The following is a 13,875-nucleotide window of genomic DNA, read 5'->3' as shown; positions in this document are numbered from 1 at the left end:
CTCGTCAGGACGCCGCCGGGAGCGTCACGCGCACCCGCGTGCCCTCGCCTTCGCGGGAGGTGACGGTCACCTCGCCGCCGTGCCGGTCGACGATGGTGCGCACCAGCGCGAGGCCGAGCCCGCTGCCGGCGCGGTCGCGCGCGTTGCTGCCGCGAGCCAGCTCGTCGAAGACGGCGTCGACCTCGTCCGCGGGGATGCCGCGCCCGGTGTCGGCGACGTCGAGCACGACGGTGCCCCGCTGCTCGTCGCCGCGGAGTTCGACGACGTCGCCGGCATCGGAGTATTTCGCGGCGTTCGCGACGACGTTGAACAGCGCGACGAAGAGGAGGTCGGGGTCGCCGAGGAGGTCCGGCAGCGGCCACGGCGCCGTCGGCAGCGTCACCGTCACGTCGCGGCCGTGCGCGTCGCGGACGGCGTCGACGACGTCGGCGACGAGATCGGCGACGACGACGCGGGACTGCTCCAGGTCGGCCGTCTGCAGTTCGGAGAGCTTGCGGAGATCGGCGACCAGGCGCGACAGGCGGGCGGTCTGCGCGTCGATCGTCCCCAGCTGCGGCGTCGTTTCCGCACTGGCGGCGACCGCCGCCCGGATCGCGGTGATCGGGTTCTTCAGCTCGTGGTCCAGGCGCGCCAGGAACCGGCGGTGGTTGGCGGCGGCGGCGTCCCGCGCGGCGATCTGTGTGCGGGCGACGAGGGCGCGGCGGCGGCGGCGGGCGATCACGATGAGCGCGGCAGCGGCGGCGAAGACCGCCGCCAGGAGCGCGGCCACCAGCGGCACCGCGGCCGACACGACGATGGTGCGGCCGTCGCCGACGGCGACACCGACGGCGGCCGCCACCGCCAGCCCGACGGCCGGTACCCCCAGGACGAGAGATGCCGAGGGCAGGCGCTTCGGTGTCATGCGCGCGCGACCTCCGCGCTGAACCGGTAGCCCACGCCGGGGACGGTCTCGAGGTAGCGCGGGTCGGCGGCGTCGTCGCCGAGCGCGGCCCGCAGCTCCGCGACGCGATGATCGACGGCGCGCGTGTGGGTCGCGAAGTCGAAACCCCACAGGGCCGACAGCAGGCGCTCCCGCGCGTGCACCTCCCCGGGGCGGGCCATGAGGTACTCCAGCAGCTGGAACGCCTTCGGCGTCAGCGCGAGCTCCCGGCCGTCGCGCCACACCCGGCGCGACGGCCGGTCCAGGCGCAACCCGTCGGCGACCAGCGTCTGCGAGGTCACGAGCGGCGCGGCGCCCGCTGCGGCCCGGCGCAGCACGGCGCGCGCACGAGCGACGAGCTCCTGCGGGTCGAAGGGCTTGTTGAGGTAGTCGTCGGCGCCCTCCTCGAGCGCGGCGCTGCGCTCGCCCGACTCCCCCACCCGCGTCAACAGGATCGTCGGGGTGGTGACACCGGCGGCGCGCAGTCGGCGCACCAGCTCCCGTCCGTCCAGCACGGGCATGACGACGTCGCTGACGAGGATGTCGGGGTGCCACTCGGCGACGAGGTCCCACGCCCGCTGTCCGTCGCCGGCGACCCGGACGTCGAATCCGCTCCGGGCGAGGAAGGGCGCGAGGCTCTCGGTGATGGAGCTCTCGTCGTCGACGAGCAGCAGGCGCGGCGGGCCGGAGGTCATGACGGGATCGTACCGACCGTCACGAGATCGGTGTCGTCGCGTTGAGGGTGCCGGCGTCGTGAACCTCGGGGGTGCCCTGCTCCCACCCGACGAGGTTGGCGTCGGCATCCGCGTCGATCGCGATCTCGCGGGCCGACGCGACGATGACGATGCTGCCGTCGCCGGTGATCTTCACCTCGTCGACGGCGGGCAGCAGCACCGTCGCGCCGTGGGCTGCGATCGTCACCTCGCGGCAGTCGCCGGTGATCTCGACGACGAGCGCGTCGGCGTTGTTGTCGACGGTGTACTCGCCGTCGATGCAGACGACGTGCTGCGTGACGGCGTCGGTCCAAGAGGAACGCTGCAGCCGGGCCATGCGCTCGTCGTCGACGGTTCCGGTCGGGTTCGCTGCCGCGGGCGTGGCGGCGGTGGACGCGGCGGAGTCCGGCGTCGACCCGGTCGACGTCGACGACGGAGCGCTGGCCGTGCCGGAGGCGGCGGGCTGATCGGCCACGGCGACCGTGCAGCCGACCAGTCCGACGCCCGCGAGGGCGAGGACGAGCGGAAGGGCGAGGAAGCGACGGGGTGAGGAGTTCATGGCTCCCACGTTACGAAACGGATGTCGCCGCCGCGTCGCAGCCGTGTCTCGATCCTGCGACACGACGCTACTGTGTGTGAAGTTCAGCGATGAGTGGCGGCGTGATGCCATCGTTCGATGGCGGCATCAGGTGCCTATGACGAGGGTGCTGGCGGCTGCTTCTGTGTGCTGGTGGTGCGGTTCTGTGCGAGTGTCGCGGCCGCACCGATGCCGATGATGGTGACGATAATCGCTGCCGTGGTGAACGCGGTGGTCATTGCGTCGGTGAAGGCGGGGCGGACGATGCCAAGCAGCGTCTCGGCGAGGTCCGCAGGGAGCTGCTGGGCGGTGGCGACGGCAGCTCCGAGCGTTTCGGTGACGGCGTCACCGATCTGGGGCGGCGTTGTGTCGGGCAATCCGGCTCTGACCTCGGTGCGGTAGAGGCTAGTGCCGAGGGCGCCGAGGATGGCGGTGCCGAGCGCGCCGCCAAGTTCGTAGGCGGTCTCGCTGATGCCCGCGGCGGCTCCGGCTCTCTCGGGTGGGGCGGTGCCGACGATGACGTCGTTGGAGACGGTGTCAGCGATCCCGATCCCGGCCCCGATGAGCGCACCGCCTGTGAATGCGACCCAGGCGGTGCCGTCGAGGTCGAGGGCGCTGAGCGTGAGGTACCCGCCCGCGGCGACGATCAGCCCGCCGCCGATCAGCCAGCCGGGGCGCACGACGCGGGCGATCGTGGCGGCGAGGAGAGAGCCGACGATCGCTCCGACGGCGACGGGCAGCGTCCAGAGTCCGGCCAGGAGCGGCGAGTGGCCCAGGATGAGCTGGAGGTACTGGGGCAGGAAGTACAGCAGGGCGGTCAGCGCGAAGACTCCGGCCATGTTGGCGATGACGGCGACGCTGAATGGCAAGGATCGGAACAGTGCCACGTCGATCAATGGGTCAGTCAGGCGGCGTTGCCGCAGCGTGAAGACGACGCCGAGCGCGAGTCCTGTTGTCAGCCACAGGATCGCTGGGAGATCCCAGCCGTACTCGGCGGCGTGTTTGAGCCCGTATACACCGGGGAGCATCGCTGCCATCAGCAGCCCGGCGGAGAGTAGGTCGAAGCGGCCCGGTGCGGGGTTGCGGAACTCGGGGATGAGTAGCGGGGCGGCGATGAGTAGGGCGAGCATCACCGGCACGTTGATGAGGAACACCGATCCCCACCAGAAGTTCTCCAGCAACAGGCCGCCGACCACCGGGCCCAGGCCGGCGCCGCCGGCGAATGCGGCCACCCAGACCGAGACGGCGCGGCGGCGCTGGGCGGGGTCGGTGAAGATGTTGCGGATCAGCGCGAGCGTGGAGGGCATGAGCGTAGCCCCGCCAATCCCGAGCAGCGCGCGGGCGGCAATCAGCACCTCCGCCGACCACGCGAACGCGGCCAGCACCGAGGCGAGCCCGAATGCGACTGCCCCGATCAGCAGGAGTCGGCGTCGGCCGATCCGGTCGCCGATGTTGCCCATGAGCACCAGCAGTGCGGCGAGGAAGAACCCGTAGATGTCCACGATCCACAGCAGCTGCGTGCCGGTCGGGGCGAGGTCTTCGCTCAGCTCGGGGATCGCGATCGCCAGCACGGTCAGGTCGATGCTCATCAGCAGCACCGGCACCGTCAAGGCAGCCAGTGCCGCCCACTCACGAGCACCAGCACGGGGAGCAGCAGCAGTGGTCATTCGAGTCTCCTCACGTCGGCGGCGATGCCCTCCAATCTAATTTGGCCCTCTGGCCAAGTCAAGCGCCCAAGGCATTCGGCCAATACCCGGTATGATGAGGTCATGGCTACCGACGATGAGGCAGGAACGGCACGTTTACACCTGAGTGCGGACGAGCGGCGGCGGTTGCTGACCGAGGCGGCGTTGCAGGTGATGAAGCGCGAGGGGGTGAAGGCGGCGACGACGCGGGCGATCTGCGCAGAGGCGGGGATGCCCCACGGGGCGTTCCACTACTGCTTCCGCTCCAAGCAAGAGCTCTACACAGCGCTGTTCTCGACCGACATCAACGTCGATCTGGATCAAGCATGGGCGACGATCGATAACGCCAGCAGCATCCACGACAGCATCTACGCGCTGATGATCGCCTACTGGCGCACGGTCGAGCACGACCCGCAGGCGCAGATCGTACTGACGGAGCTGACCACCCTGGCCTTGCGCGACCCTGCACTGCAGGAGCTTCCTGCCTGGGAGCAGAGCGCCTACCGTGACCGCCTCATCGCCCACCTCCGGCGCTTCGCCTCGCACGCCGACGTCGACTACGCGATCCCGGTCGAGAGACTCGCCGAGATGATCCTCGCCGCACTCTCCGGGCTGACGACGTCCTGGCTCTCAACCCGAGACGACGACGCCGCACAAGACGCGATCCGCGAGTTCGCCAACATCTTCTCCACCTACACGGCTCGGCGCGCTGAGCAATGACGGAGTAACCAACCAGCAGGACATGAGCCGCAGAAACAAGCCCATCCAGGCGCGACTACTGACACAGTCCCGCGGGGTACTCGCCTACTACTGAAGGTCAAGCCCTGCAGGAACCGGAGGACGGGTTGGCTCGAGAGGGGGGACATCGAACGAGCGCGGACACAAGGACCGCAGCTGCCCAGATTCGCGATCCGCGATCATGAGCAGGCCCCCTGCCGACGCGGCCGTCTGGCAATGAGCAACGCCTTACTGCGTAGACCGAAGGGCGGTGCCGATTCTTGTCGTGAACTCGACGAGCCGGTTGGCTTCGCCTGCGCAAGCAGCTGCTCGGCGATCTGTTGTTCATCGATGATCTCTCCCGTCACAGGATCGATCATCTCGATGGTCTGGCTCATAGCCCTTCCTTTCGGTCAGGCCAGTCCCAGACCCACCGTTTCGCTGACAGTCCCCGTTAGTCGGACAGTCCCGTGCAGGATCTCGGCGGTGTAGCGGCGGATGTAGTCGGCGCCGAGTTCGCGACGGTTGCGCTTGCCGACGCCTTCGCGGTGGTCCTCGGCGTACTGCAGATGACGCAGCTCGGTGGTGGGGGCGAGTTCGCGGTGGTGGGCGTAGCCGATCCCGGCCTCGGCGAGGGCGCCCTGGAGCCGCAGCGAGTTCGCCCAGGCGTAGTCGGGGCCGCGGACACCGCGGCGTTGGCGCACGTCTGCCACCAATCGAACGTCAGCGGCGTGGAGCCGGCTCAGGAAGGTCCAGGTCGAATCCGTACACCCCGATGGTGCACCAGCGCCGGGGCTGGGTTGTGGTCGCGAACACGGCCGGTCAGGCGACCGCGGTCGCTTCGAGTTCGACGAGTTGGCCGGGGATGGCGAGCCGGGAGACTTCCAGCATGGTGGTGGCGGGTGCCGCTTGGGTTTCGGCCAGCCTGCCGGCGAGCACGCCGTAATGCGGGAGCAAGGCCTCGATGTCGGTGGTGTACACGTTCAGACGCACCACGTCGGCCAACGTCATGCCCGCCTGGCGCAGCACGCTCTCCAGGTTGTCCACGGCGGTCTCGAGTTGAAGAGACATGTCACCCTGATGCAGCGGCTCACCGTCGGGACTCATCGCGGTCTGTCCGGAGCAGTACAGGGTGCGGGCTTGGCCCTGGATGAGTTCAGCCTGGTTGAATCCCAGCGCCAGTGACCAGCTGGACGGGTTGATCGGGGTGCGTTCCATGACGGTTCTCCTTGACTGTGGCCACGCCTACTCGCGGCCCTCACGATGAGCCTGCAACCGATTCATGACACCTGTTGTCACATATAGGTCTAGATTCAGGCTTATGCGTGCCGATCGGTTGGTGTCGTTGATGCTGTTGCTGCGTCAACGCGGCCGTCTGTCGGCCACGAAGCTGGCCGCCGAACTGGAGGTGTCGCCGCGGACCGTGCTGCGTGACATCGAAGCCCTCTCCGCCGCCGGCGTGCCGGTGTACGCCGAACGCGGCCGCTACGGCGGGTTCGCGTTGCTGCCCGGCTTCCGCGCCGAGCTGGGCGGGCTGAACTCCGACGAGGCGCTCGCCTTGCTGAGCGCCGGCTCGGGGGGAGCTGGTCAGGTGTTCGGACTGGGCTCGGCCATGGCTTCGGCGGTCCGCAAGATCGTCGACGCCCTGCCCGACAACCACCGCGACAGCGCCGGCGCCGCCGCCCAACGCATCCTGATCGACCCCGAGACCGACCTGCTCTCGCGCAGGCTGGCCGTGGAAAAGGTGCCCGCCCCAGTGATGGATGCGGTCCGACGCGCCGTGCTAACCGGACAACGGCTGCGGCTGCACTACCAGTCCGGCGACGGAACCCGGAGCTGGCAGGTCAGCGACCCGATCGGGCTGGTCACCGTCCGCGAGAAAGGCTACCTACTCGCCACCACCAACGGCGCCGACCGCACCTACCGGCTCGCCCGCATCCTGGCCGTAGACGTGCTGGCCGAACCCGCGCAACGCCCCGACAACGTCAACCTCGAACGGCTGTGGCGGGAACGCAGCACCCAGTTCCGCACCAGCGGCGACCAAATCGGCGTCCGACTACGAATGAACCCGGCCCGCTGGGACGACCTGATCGCCACCGCACTCGCCATCACCGCCGACGAACCCGAACCCGCCGGCTGGCTCCGGATCGAGGCGGCATTCCAGGACTTCCGGCACGCACTGTGGGCCCTGTGGCAACTCGGCACCGACGCCGAAGCCCTCAGCCCCACCCAGCTACGCACCGCCCTGCACGACCGCGCCCAGACAATCGCCGACCGCTACGCCTGACCCGCGGAAGCGGCCAGCACCCAGCCCTCCGATTCCCAGCAGCCCCATCCACCGCAGCCGGATCGGTTCTCGGGCGCGGCTTCCGGGGTCGGTCAGGAGTTCCGCTGCTCGTAGTCGCGGATCTTGGTCTCGATCAGGCGGAGGGAGGCTTGCCAGGCGAGGAGGTGCTCGGTCACGACACGGTGGTGTTCGCGCAGTAGGGCGAGGCGTTCGGGTACCCCGGCGGGGTCGGCGGCCACCAGGCGGGTGAACTGCGCGATCCGGTCCAGCGGCATCCCGGTGCGCTTAAGGTTGAGCAGCACGTCGAGCAGGTGCAGGTCCGCCTCGGTGTAGGCCCGCCGTCCGCCGCCGGTGCGGGCCGGGGTGGGCACCACCCCGCGCCGCTCGTAGTAGCGCAGCGTGTCCGGATCAAGGCCGACCCGGGCGCAGACCTGCCCGATGCTCAGGTGTTCAGCCACGACGGGCCAGCTCCAGGGCGGTCAGCTCGTCCTGGCTCAGCATGGTGTGTACTGCGGCCCACGCGCTGGTGACGTGCTGAGGTCGGGACACCCCAACCACGGGCAGTACCGGTCGGTTCCGGTGGGCCATCCACGCCAGGACCGCCTGCCCGGCGTCCAGCCCGTGCCGGTCGGCGATCTCGTGCAGCGTCGCGAGCGCGGCCGCGGTGGCGGGGGTGTCGTACCCGGCGGGCAGGGGCCGGTCGGCGCGGGTGTAGGCGCCCGACAGCAGTGGCAGGTAGCCCAGCAGGGTCAGGTCGTGCGCGGCGCCCACCTCCTCGATCGCCTCGTCGAGCAGGATGTGCGGGCCCAGGTCCGCGCCCGCAGCGGGAATGAGGTAGGTGCACCGCTGCTGCAGCGCGACGTAGCGGTGCGGGGAGTCGACGGTCATCACCTGCCCAACCCGGTCGGGGGTCAGGTTGCTGGCCGCGATCTCACGGACCAGGCCCTCCTCGACCAGGTCGCTCAACGCGCCGAGCGTCTCGGCCGGGTCGACCGCCGGATCGTCGACATGGGCATACAGAACGTCGACGCGGTCGGTTCGCAACCGGCGCAGCGAGTCCAACAGCTGCGGGCGGATCGCCGCCCGCGACAACCCGAGCATGGACTCCAAGCCTGCTCCCGCATGGGCCGGGCGGGCGCCGATCTTGGTGGCCAGCACCACCTGGTCGCGGGCCGCCGCGCCGCGCGCGGTGAACCAGTCCCCTAGGACGGTCTCGGACTCATCGCCAACCCCGCCCGCCCAGAACGCGTAGTTGTTCGCGGTGTCGAAGAACCGGGCCCCCGCCTCGAACGCTGCGTCCAGGCACGCCCAGCCCGCCGCCGCCTCGACGGTGGTGCCGAAGTACATGGTGCCCACCGACATCGGCGGCACCACGAGAGATCCAATCCTGACGGTCATCGTGTTCGTGGTCATGACCCCACCCTGCAACCTGAACCTCGGTCTATGTCAACCACAGTCACGCGAACAGGCCTCGACGCTGGGCGGAGGCGATCGCGCGACCGCTCCCGCCCCTGCCCGCCCGGCACGCAACCGGCCATCACGGAGCCGCGGCCGGGCACTGTCCCGCTTCGCGATCGGCTTACGGAACGTCAGGTGGCTGAGCCCAGTGCCTGCTTCGGCGCGAGCGGAAGCCGTCACGGAGCGTGGGCAGAACCCCGCCGGGTAACAGTGACAGTCACAGCTACTGTGGGCGAGGCCGCCCAGGGCGAGTCCGCCCACCCGACCGGAAGGACGACATGGACGTCGTGCTCCTCACGAACCCCGCCGCGCGCTCGGGCGCCCACACCGGCGCCGCGATGCGCGCCGCCGCGCGCCTGCGCGAGGCCGGCATGCGCGTCGCGGTGATCTCCGGCGGCAGCGCCGCGGAATCCTCGGCGCTGCTGCGCACCGCGCTGGAGGTCGGCGCCGACGCCGTGGTCGTCGCCGGCGGCGACGGCACCGTGGCGCTCGCGGTGCAGCAGCTCGCCGGGACCGACGTGCCGCTCGGGATCGTCCCGACCGGCACCGGCAACGACCTCGCCACCTCGCTCGGCCTGCGGGACCTCGACGCCCACGGCGCCGCCGCCGCGATCGTGCGGGGCGCGACGCGGGTCATCGACCTCGCCCGCATCACCCGCGCCGACGGGACGACGACGCTGTACGGCACCGTGCTCGCCAGCGGCTTCGACTCTCGCGTCAACGACCGCGCGAACCGCATGCGTTGGCCGCACGGCCGCCTGCGGTACACCATCGCGCTCCTGGCCGAGTTCCTGACGCTGCGGGGCATGCCGTTCCAGGTGGACCTCGTCTCCGCCGACGGCACGACCGAGCGCATCGACGGCGATCTCGTCATGGCGACGGTCGGCAACGGCCGGACGTACGGCGGCGGCATCCCGATCTGCCCGGACGCCGACCTCGCCGACGGCCTGCTCGACCTCACCCTCGTCAGACCCGCCGGCCGGCTGCGGCTGCTGCGCCTGCTGCCGCGCGTGTACCGCGGGACGCACACCGCGATCGCCGAGGTCGAGACGCGGCGCGTGCGCGCCGTGGAGCTGTCCTCCCCCGGGGTCACGGCGTACGCCGACCGCGACCCGGTCGGGGCGCTGCCGCTGCGGGTCGAGGTGGTGCCGGCGGCCCTCCGCGTGTTCGGCGCGCGACCGGGCCGGAGCCCGTCAGTGGTGGGTGGCCTGCTCGGCGCGGAGGCGTGAGAGCACCTGGTCGCGCAGCTCCTCGGGAGCCGTCTCCTTGCACGCACGCGCGACGACGGCGGTGAGGGTCGTCGCGACGAGGGCCTCATCCCGGCAGGCCGGGCAGTTCTCCAGGTGCTCCCGGATGTCAGAGTGCTCCATCTTGCAGACTTCGTTGCGGAGGTACTCCTCCAGATCCTTGCGCGCTTTGTCGCAGCCGCAGTCGCTCATTTCCTGCTCCTCGATGAAGATGCGGGGGCGGGCACCTCGATGCCGCGCTCTCGTGCGTAATCGGCCAGCAGGTCACGCAGCATCCGTCTGCCACGGTGCAGACGGCTCATGACCGTGCCGATGGGGGTTTTCATGATGTCCGCGATCTCCTGATACGCGAAGCCTTCGACGTCGGCGAGGTACACCGCGAGCCGGAAGTCCTCCGGGATCGACTGCAGCGCATCCTTGACGACGGATGCCGGCATGTGGTCGATCGCCTCGGCTTCGGCCGACCGGCGGCTCGTGGCCGTGGTCGACTCGGCACCGCCGAGCTGCCAGTCCTCGAGCTCATCGATCGTGCCCTGATAGGGCTCGCGCTGCTTCTTGCGGTACGTGTTGATGTACGTGTTGGTGAGGATGCGGTACAGCCACGCCTTGAGGTTGGTGCCCTGGGTGAACGACGCCCACGAGGCGAACGCCTTCACGAACGTCTCCTGCACGAGGTCGGCGGCGTCGGCCGGATTGCGGGTCATCCGCATGGCCGCGGCGTACAGCGGGTCCATGAAAGGCAGCGCCTGCTGTTCGAACTGCGTGCGCGGATCCTCGGTGGTCTGCGGTTCTGTGGCCGCCTGCTCTTCCATCAGGGCCCAGTCTACGTCGGCGGCATCCGCTCTAACCGGCGCGAGAGTCGCTGTCAACTGGGGCACCTTCTTTCTGCGGCGTCGGACGGGTTCGTTAGGGTAGAACCCGATGACTGCGACCGGGTATTCCCTCCCCCATCCGGCCTCGGATTCCGGATGGCCGGCACGGCCCGCCACCGGACCCGTCCAGGCCACCGTCAGCGTGCCGGGTTCGAAGTCACTGACGAACCGCAAGCTCGTCCTGGCGGCCCTCGCCGACGGCCCGAGCGTGCTGTCCTCGCCGCTGCACTCGGACGACTCGGCGCGCATGATCGGGGCGCTGCGCGCTCTCGGCGTCGAGATCGAGGAGGTCGCCGGCACCGGCCGATTCGGCCCCGACCTGCACGTCGTCCCGCCGACGAGCTTCCGCGGCGACACCGTCGTGGACTGCGGCCAGGCCGGCACCGTCATGCGCTTCATCGCACCCCTGGCCGGCCTCGCGGACGGCGATGTCACGATCACCGCGCACGACAGCGCCCTGCACCGCCCGATGGGCGAGATGATCAAGGCGCTGCGCGAGATCGGCGTCGACATCGACGACGGAGGCACGTGGTCGCTGCCGTTCACCGTGCGCGGCCGCGGTCACATCCGCGGCGGCGAGGTGACGATCGACGCGAGCGGATCGAGCCAGTTCGTCTCCGGGCTGCTGCTGGCCGCTCCCCGGTTCGACGTGGGCCTGCACCTCATCCACTCCGGTGAGCGCCTGCCGTCGCTGCCGCACATCGACATGACGATCGAGACGCTCGGTCGCCGCGGCATCCAGGTCGAGCGCCCCGCCCCGAACGAGTGGCTCGTGCCCGCCGGCATTCCGCGGGGGCGGGATGCCGCGATCGAGCCCGACCTGTCCAACGCGGCGCCGTTCCTGGCGGCAGCCCTGCTGACGCAGGGGTCGGTGACGATACCGGCGTGGCCGGCCAGCTCGACGCAGCCCGGCGCGCTGCTGCCGGAGATCCTGTCCCTCCTGGGTGCGAAGGTCTCCCGCCGCGGCGGGGCGCTGACGGTCGTCGGCGGTCCCCGTATCGCGGGCGTCGACCTCGACCTCACCGCCGCGAGCGAACTCACCCCCACGCTGTTCGCCCTCGCGGCGTTCGCGGACGCTCCGACCACGCTGCACGGCATCGGCCACATCCGCGGTCACGAGACGAACCGCATCGACGCCCTCGTGACGAACCTCCGGGCGCTCGGCGGCGACGCCGAGGAGCTGCCCGACGGCATCCGGATCAACCCCCGTCCGCTGCGCGGCGGAGTGTGGCGCGCCTTCCACGACCACCGCATCGCCACTGCGGGAGCCCTCGTCGGGCTGCGGGTGCCGGGCGTGGAGGTCGACGACATCGGCACGACCGCCAAGACCATGCCGGAGTTCCCCGCGCTGTGGCACGACATGCTCGACGCCACCCCCGCGGAGTGAGCGGGTGAGATGAGCTGGCTGGACGACGTCGACGACGACGAGCCGGAGTTCGACGAGGCCGACGTGCGGGTGCGCCCGAATCCGAAGGCCAACCGCCCGCGCACGAAGCGCCGTCCCGCGCACGCCGACGCCCGCATCGCGCGCGTGCTCGGCGTCGACCGCGGACGCTACACGGTGCTCGTGGACGAAGACGGCCCCGACGAGCACACCGTCCTCGCCTCACGGGCCCGTGAACTGCGGAAGCAGCCGATCGTCACGGGCGATCACGCCCGCATCGTCGGCGACACGAGCGGGGAGACCGGCACCCTCGCGCGCATCGTGGGAATCGAAAAGCGCACGTCGCTGCTGCGGCGCAGCGCCGACGACACGGATCAGGTGGAGCGCGTCGTCGTCGCCAATGCCGACCAGATGCTCATCGTCGTCGCCGCCGCCGACCCGGAGCCGCGGCCCCGGCTGGTCGACCGGTACCTCATCGCGGCGCTGGACGCCGGCATCCATCCCCTCCTTGTCGTCACGAAGACCGACCTCGCCGACCCGAGCGGCTTCCTCGCCCATTTCGAGGGTCTCGACGATCTGGAGGTGTTCACGAGCGGTCGCGGTCAGATGCCGGTCGCGGAGATCGGCGAGCGGCTGATCGGCCACGCCACGGTGTTCGTCGGCCATTCCGGCGTCGGCAAGTCCACGCTCGTGAACGCTCTCGTTCCGAGCGCCGACCGGGCGACCGGCCACGTCAACGAGGTGACCGGCCGCGGCCGCCACACGTCGAGTTCGACGGTGTCGCTGCGCTACGTCGACCCCGCCGACCCGGCCGCCCGCGGCTGGGTCATCGACACCCCGGGCGTGCGCTCGTTCGGGCTGGGGCACGTCGACCCCGCCAACATCCTCAAGGCCTTCAGCGACCTGGCCGCGGTGGCCGAGGACTGCCCCCGCGGCTGCACGCACCTGCCCGACGCCCCCGACTGCGCGATCGTCGAGGCCGTCGCGGAGGGGCGCCTCGGCGACCGCGGCGCGGCGCGTCTGGATTCCTTGCAGCGTCTGCTCGCCACCTTCGCCTGACCGGGCGCGCCCGCATCCGCGGGGAGCAGGATGCCACGCGAGCCGTACGCTGGAAGCATGCCCCGCCTCGAACCCGGACAGCCCGCGCCCGATTTCACCCTCGTGGACCAGGACGACCGCACGGTCTCGCTGCACGACCTCCGCGGCGCACCCGCCATCCTCTTCTTCTACCCCGCGGCGATGACGCCGGGATGTACGACAGAGGCCTGCGACTTCCGCGACAGCCTCGCCCCGCTGCAGGCCGCCGGATACGCCGTCGTCGGCATCTCCCGTGACGATCCCGCGAAACTCCGCGCGTTCCGCGAGCGCGACGGCTTGACCTATCCGCTGCTCAGCGACCCCGACCACGCCGTCCACGAGGCGTACGGGGCGTGGGGCGAGAAGATGAACTACGGCAAGCTCGTCGAGGGCGTCATCCGCTCCACCGTGATCATCGACGCGGACGGCGTCGTCACCCACGCGCTGTACAACGTCAAGGCGACCGGGCACGTCGCCCGCATCCGCACGCTCCTCGGCGTCGGCTGACCGGCCCCCGGTCCGCGCCGGTTCGGCCGCTACTCGGCGCGGCGGGCGGCCGCGCGGGCGGCGCCGATGAGCAGCCCCAGCCCCACGAGCGCGGGAACCGCGAGCGCGATGCCGACGGCGGGTGCCGCCGTCGGGCCGGTGAACGCGCCGAACGCCACGGCCAGCAGCAGCAGCTGGGCGACGATGCCCCCCGATCGTCCCCACGACCCGCCGCGGGCGACGGCGACGGCGAAGGCCGCGAGCGCGGCTGCCCCGATCGCCGTCAGCACGAGCAGGGCGATGGAGCTGCCGACGTCGTCGGTGTCGCCGGAGACGAGCGCGGTGAGCTCCCACCCCGCCAGCACGAGCAGGGCGATGGCCTGCAGGCCGAGGATGCCGGCGGCCTGACGCTCGGCGACGGTCGTCCTCACGGCGCTCCCCCTCGTCTCACGC

The 13,875-nt window shown here is 70.8% G+C and carries 18 protein-coding genes; 6 read left to right on the top strand and 12 right to left on the bottom strand.

Translation table 11 applies throughout. The annotated features are described in order from the left end of the window. Positions 1 to 4: 4 nt before the first annotated feature. The 4 genes from ACPYN4_RS01685 to ACPYN4_RS01670 form a co-directional block, all read right to left on the bottom strand. Positions 5 to 901 (bottom strand): HAMP domain-containing sensor histidine kinase, encoded by an 897-nt coding sequence (locus tag ACPYN4_RS01685; RefSeq protein ID WP_315552497.1) that lies wholly within the window; start codon positions 899 to 901, stop codon positions 5 to 7. Further along, positions 898 to 1,614 (bottom strand): response regulator transcription factor, encoded by a 717-nt coding sequence (locus ACPYN4_RS01680; protein ID WP_281653079.1) that lies wholly within the window; start codon positions 1,612 to 1,614, stop codon positions 898 to 900. Before ACPYN4_RS01680 ends, ACPYN4_RS01685 begins: the two co-directional genes overlap by 4 nt. Positions 1,615 to 1,633: 19 nt before the next feature. Beyond that, positions 1,634 to 2,191, bottom strand: a complete 558-nt coding sequence (locus tag ACPYN4_RS01675) for a hypothetical protein (RefSeq protein WP_315552500.1) — start codon at positions 2,189 to 2,191, stop codon at positions 1,634 to 1,636. A 134-nt stretch (positions 2,192 to 2,325) separates the two neighbouring features. Further along, positions 2,326 to 3,876 carry an MFS transporter gene (locus tag ACPYN4_RS01670; RefSeq protein WP_281653081.1) on the bottom strand — a complete coding sequence of 517 codons (1,551 nt, stop codon included), beginning with the start codon at positions 3,874 to 3,876 and terminating at the stop codon, positions 2,326 to 2,328. Between the two features lie 102 nt (positions 3,877 to 3,978). On the opposite strand from ACPYN4_RS01670, the gene ACPYN4_RS01665 reads away from it, so the two are divergent. Beyond that, complete coding sequence (locus tag ACPYN4_RS01665) at positions 3,979 to 4,614, top strand: TetR/AcrR family transcriptional regulator (RefSeq protein ID WP_259607975.1); 636 nt, start codon at positions 3,979 to 3,981, stop codon at positions 4,612 to 4,614. Positions 4,615 to 4,811: 197 nt separating this feature from the next. Here ACPYN4_RS01665 and ACPYN4_RS01660 read toward each other — a convergent pair whose 3' ends face one another. The 3 genes from ACPYN4_RS01660 to ACPYN4_RS01650 all read right to left on the bottom strand — a co-directional run bounded on the left by ACPYN4_RS01660 (position 4,812) and on the right by ACPYN4_RS01650 (position 5,829). Continuing rightward, on the bottom strand, positions 4,812 to 5,009 hold the full coding sequence (locus ACPYN4_RS01660) for a hypothetical protein (protein WP_281653082.1): 198 nt from the start codon (positions 5,007 to 5,009) through the stop codon (positions 4,812 to 4,814). Positions 5,010 to 5,024: 15 nt separating this feature from the next. Continuing rightward, the gene (locus ACPYN4_RS01655) at positions 5,025 to 5,357 is read right to left on the bottom strand and encodes a DUF488 family protein (RefSeq protein WP_281653107.1); all 333 of its coding nucleotides are present in this window, start codon (positions 5,355 to 5,357) and stop codon (positions 5,025 to 5,027) included. 76 nt (positions 5,358 to 5,433) lie between these two features. Next, a complete protein-coding gene (locus ACPYN4_RS01650; RefSeq protein WP_281653083.1) occupies positions 5,434 to 5,829 on the bottom strand; it encodes a RidA family protein in 396 nt (131 codons plus the stop codon). 103 nt (positions 5,830 to 5,932) lie between these two features. Between ACPYN4_RS01650 and ACPYN4_RS01645 the strand changes: the two genes are divergently transcribed. Next, positions 5,933 to 6,898: a helix-turn-helix transcriptional regulator gene (locus ACPYN4_RS01645; RefSeq protein WP_281653084.1), complete on the top strand. Its 966-nt coding sequence runs from the start codon at positions 5,933 to 5,935 to the stop codon at positions 6,896 to 6,898. A 92-nt stretch (positions 6,899 to 6,990) separates the two neighbouring features. Here the strand turns inward: ACPYN4_RS01645 and ACPYN4_RS01640 are convergent, their stop codons facing one another. Beyond that, the gene (locus ACPYN4_RS01640) at positions 6,991 to 7,356 is read right to left on the bottom strand and encodes a MerR family transcriptional regulator (protein ID WP_281653085.1); all 366 of its coding nucleotides are present in this window, start codon (positions 7,354 to 7,356) and stop codon (positions 6,991 to 6,993) included. Continuing rightward, on the bottom strand, positions 7,349 to 8,311 hold the full coding sequence (locus tag ACPYN4_RS01635) for an aldo/keto reductase (RefSeq protein ID WP_281653086.1): 963 nt from the start codon (positions 8,309 to 8,311) through the stop codon (positions 7,349 to 7,351). Before ACPYN4_RS01635 ends, ACPYN4_RS01640 begins: the two co-directional genes overlap by 8 nt. Positions 8,312 to 8,634: 323 nt before the next feature. Between ACPYN4_RS01635 and ACPYN4_RS01630 the strand changes: the two genes are divergently transcribed. After that, positions 8,635 to 9,585, top strand: coding sequence for a diacylglycerol kinase (locus ACPYN4_RS01630; RefSeq protein ID WP_424445465.1), 951 nt, complete (start codon positions 8,635 to 8,637; stop codon positions 9,583 to 9,585). Here ACPYN4_RS01630 and ACPYN4_RS01625 read toward each other — a convergent pair. Both ACPYN4_RS01625 and ACPYN4_RS01620 read right to left on the bottom strand, forming a co-directional pair. Then, complete coding sequence (locus ACPYN4_RS01625; protein ID WP_424445464.1) at positions 9,550 to 9,795, bottom strand: zf-HC2 domain-containing protein; 246 nt, start codon at positions 9,793 to 9,795, stop codon at positions 9,550 to 9,552. The two genes, ACPYN4_RS01630 and ACPYN4_RS01625, sit on opposite strands and share 36 nt — an antisense overlap. Further along, positions 9,792 to 10,415 (bottom strand): sigma-70 family RNA polymerase sigma factor, encoded by a 624-nt coding sequence (locus ACPYN4_RS01620; RefSeq protein WP_424445463.1) that lies wholly within the window; start codon positions 10,413 to 10,415, stop codon positions 9,792 to 9,794. The genes ACPYN4_RS01625 and ACPYN4_RS01620 overlap by 4 nt, the downstream gene beginning before the upstream one ends. 109 nt (positions 10,416 to 10,524) lie before the next feature. Between ACPYN4_RS01620 and aroA the strand changes: the two genes are divergently transcribed. From aroA to bcp, 3 genes are read left to right on the top strand one after another with little or no spacing between them, the layout of a single operon-like run. After that, positions 10,525 to 11,862: a 3-phosphoshikimate 1-carboxyvinyltransferase gene (gene aroA, locus ACPYN4_RS01615; protein ID WP_424445462.1), complete on the top strand. Its 1,338-nt coding sequence runs from the start codon at positions 10,525 to 10,527 to the stop codon at positions 11,860 to 11,862. A 9-nt stretch (positions 11,863 to 11,871) separates the two neighbouring features. Beyond that, on the top strand, positions 11,872 to 12,918 hold the full coding sequence (gene rsgA, locus ACPYN4_RS01610; protein WP_239282076.1) for a ribosome small subunit-dependent GTPase A: 1,047 nt from the start codon (positions 11,872 to 11,874) through the stop codon (positions 12,916 to 12,918). Positions 12,919 to 12,975: 57 nt separating this feature from the next. Beyond that, positions 12,976 to 13,443 (top strand): thioredoxin-dependent thiol peroxidase, encoded by a 468-nt coding sequence (gene bcp, locus ACPYN4_RS01605; protein WP_312678631.1) that lies wholly within the window; start codon positions 12,976 to 12,978, stop codon positions 13,441 to 13,443. A gap of 29 nt (positions 13,444 to 13,472) precedes the next feature. Here bcp and ACPYN4_RS01600 read toward each other — a convergent pair whose 3' ends face one another. Then, positions 13,473 to 13,853 carry a histidine kinase gene (locus tag ACPYN4_RS01600; RefSeq protein ID WP_424445461.1) on the bottom strand — a complete coding sequence of 127 codons (381 nt, stop codon included), beginning with the start codon at positions 13,851 to 13,853 and terminating at the stop codon, positions 13,473 to 13,475. Between the last annotated feature and the right edge of the window lie 22 nt (positions 13,854 to 13,875).

The organism is Microbacterium sp. CH-015 (assembly GCF_049707015.1).
Taxonomy (GTDB): domain Bacteria; phylum Actinomycetota; class Actinomycetes; order Actinomycetales; family Microbacteriaceae; genus Microbacterium; species Microbacterium aurum.
Note: the sequence above shows the minus strand (reverse complement) of the source record. Positions and strands in the feature narration are given on the sequence as shown.

What these genes read in the sequence shown, in the direction of transcription:
- ACPYN4_RS01685 (WP_315552497.1), bottom strand. Translation starts at nt 901, where the DNA reads ATGACACCGAAGCGCCTGCCCTCGGCATCTCTCGTCCTGGGGGTACCG.
- ACPYN4_RS01680 (WP_281653079.1), bottom strand. Translation starts at nt 1,614, where the DNA reads ATGACCTCCGGCCCGCCGCGCCTGCTGCTCGTCGACGACGAGAGCTCC.
- ACPYN4_RS01675 (WP_315552500.1), bottom strand. Translation starts at nt 2,191, where the DNA reads ATGAACTCCTCACCCCGTCGCTTCCTCGCCCTTCCGCTCGTCCTCGCC.
- ACPYN4_RS01670 (WP_281653081.1), bottom strand. Translation starts at nt 3,876, where the DNA reads ATGACCACTGCTGCTGCTCCCCGTGCTGGTGCTCGTGAGTGGGCGGCA.
- ACPYN4_RS01665 (WP_259607975.1), top strand. Translation starts at nt 3,979, where the DNA reads ATGGCTACCGACGATGAGGCAGGAACGGCACGTTTACACCTGAGTGCG.
- ACPYN4_RS01660 (WP_281653082.1), bottom strand. Translation starts at nt 5,009, where the DNA reads ATGAGCCAGACCATCGAGATGATCGATCCTGTGACGGGAGAGATCATC.
- ACPYN4_RS01650 (WP_281653083.1), bottom strand. Translation starts at nt 5,829, where the DNA reads ATGGAACGCACCCCGATCAACCCGTCCAGCTGGTCACTGGCGCTGGGA.
- ACPYN4_RS01645 (WP_281653084.1), top strand. Translation starts at nt 5,933, where the DNA reads ATGCGTGCCGATCGGTTGGTGTCGTTGATGCTGTTGCTGCGTCAACGC.
- ACPYN4_RS01635 (WP_281653086.1), bottom strand. Translation starts at nt 8,311, where the DNA reads ATGACCACGAACACGATGACCGTCAGGATTGGATCTCTCGTGGTGCCG.
- ACPYN4_RS01630 (WP_424445465.1), top strand. Translation starts at nt 8,635, where the DNA reads ATGGACGTCGTGCTCCTCACGAACCCCGCCGCGCGCTCGGGCGCCCAC.
- ACPYN4_RS01625 (WP_424445464.1), bottom strand. Translation starts at nt 9,795, where the DNA reads ATGAGCGACTGCGGCTGCGACAAAGCGCGCAAGGATCTGGAGGAGTAC.
- ACPYN4_RS01620 (WP_424445463.1), bottom strand. Translation starts at nt 10,415, where the DNA reads ATGGAAGAGCAGGCGGCCACAGAACCGCAGACCACCGAGGATCCGCGC.
- aroA (WP_424445462.1), top strand. Translation starts at nt 10,525, where the DNA reads ATGACTGCGACCGGGTATTCCCTCCCCCATCCGGCCTCGGATTCCGGA.
- rsgA (WP_239282076.1), top strand. Translation starts at nt 11,872, where the DNA reads ATGAGCTGGCTGGACGACGTCGACGACGACGAGCCGGAGTTCGACGAG.
- bcp (WP_312678631.1), top strand. Translation starts at nt 12,976, where the DNA reads ATGCCCCGCCTCGAACCCGGACAGCCCGCGCCCGATTTCACCCTCGTG.